Here is a 1,117-nt window from a genome sequence, read left to right as displayed (position 1 = left end):
ATTAGGCTGTATTTTTAATAATGCCTCAAGGCGGGTGCGGGCGTTTTCAAAGGCGGTAAAAGCTTCATCAGTTTTACCTCGGGAATAAGCTACTTCACCCATTGCTTCGAGGGTTTGTGCGTACTGAAAACGGTTGTTAAATTGTGCTTTATTATCGCTAAAGCTAAAAAGTGAACTTGAATCGTCAGTTTGATTAGTAAAATACTCAAGTGCTTTATTACTAATACCATCAAGTAAGTCCATACGTTCAACGCTACGTAATTTATCGGCAAAGTCGCCGACCATAAACCCTAGTAAGCTTTCGGCCTCAAGCTGCTTGTTTTGCGCATGCTGTTGGGCTTTAAAACTAATGAAGCTCATCAATAACGCGGTAAATGTAAGTAAGCACAATAAAGCAACGGTCACTCGTTTTGCTCTTATTTTTGTTTTTATTTTGTTTACAGAGCTTTTGATAAGAGCATGCTCGTTATCATCTAATTTAAACAGTTTGTCGTTAAGTAATAGCTGCGCTTCTTGTAGTGGTTTACCTGGCGCTAGGAGGTAAGCACTACTTTTGCCTTCATCTACCCAATTTCGTGTTTGATGTTGTAAACGACTTTTTATTGCTAAGGCATCTTTATGGTCATTAATCCATTGTTTTGCGCGCGGCCATTGACGCAATAATGCCTCGTGAGCAAGACTAAAACAGGCTTCTTGGTTTTGTAAATGCGATACAAATAAACGGCTATCGACCATGGCTTGCACAAGCTCTTTTTGACTTGTGTTGGTTAATGTTTGCCAGCGGGCAGCGCGGCTCGTAATGGTTTTACCATCTGGGTTTAAAGTGATCAGTTGTGATAATACGCTTTTTAGTTGCTGCTGTTGCTCATTACTAAGATCAATAAATATATCTTCTGCTTTTTTGCCTATGGCGCCCTCAATACCCCCGAGTTTTGTGTAAACACTGTGCAGTAGCTCGTTATTATCACTGCGCTGTAAGTACAGCTCTTGCAATGTGTATTGCAGCATGGGCAATGCATCGGGGTTATTGGCGGTATCGGCGCACAATATTTCATCCAGTGGTGTTTGGGTTTGTGGGTCATTGGAGAACGTTAAATTAGCGGTTAACGCTGGCAGG

Annotated in this window: 1 pseudogene; it reads right to left on the bottom strand. The window is 41.4% G+C overall.

The features are described from left to right. Positions 1–1,117: pseudogene (locus L652_RS0100950) on the bottom strand (transcriptional regulator); the annotation flags it as partial.

Source organism: Pseudoalteromonas sp. TB25 (assembly GCF_000497995.1).
Lineage (GTDB): Bacteria > Pseudomonadota > Gammaproteobacteria > Enterobacterales > Alteromonadaceae > Pseudoalteromonas > Pseudoalteromonas distincta.
Note: the sequence above shows the minus strand (reverse complement) of the source record. Positions and strands in the feature narration are given on the sequence as shown.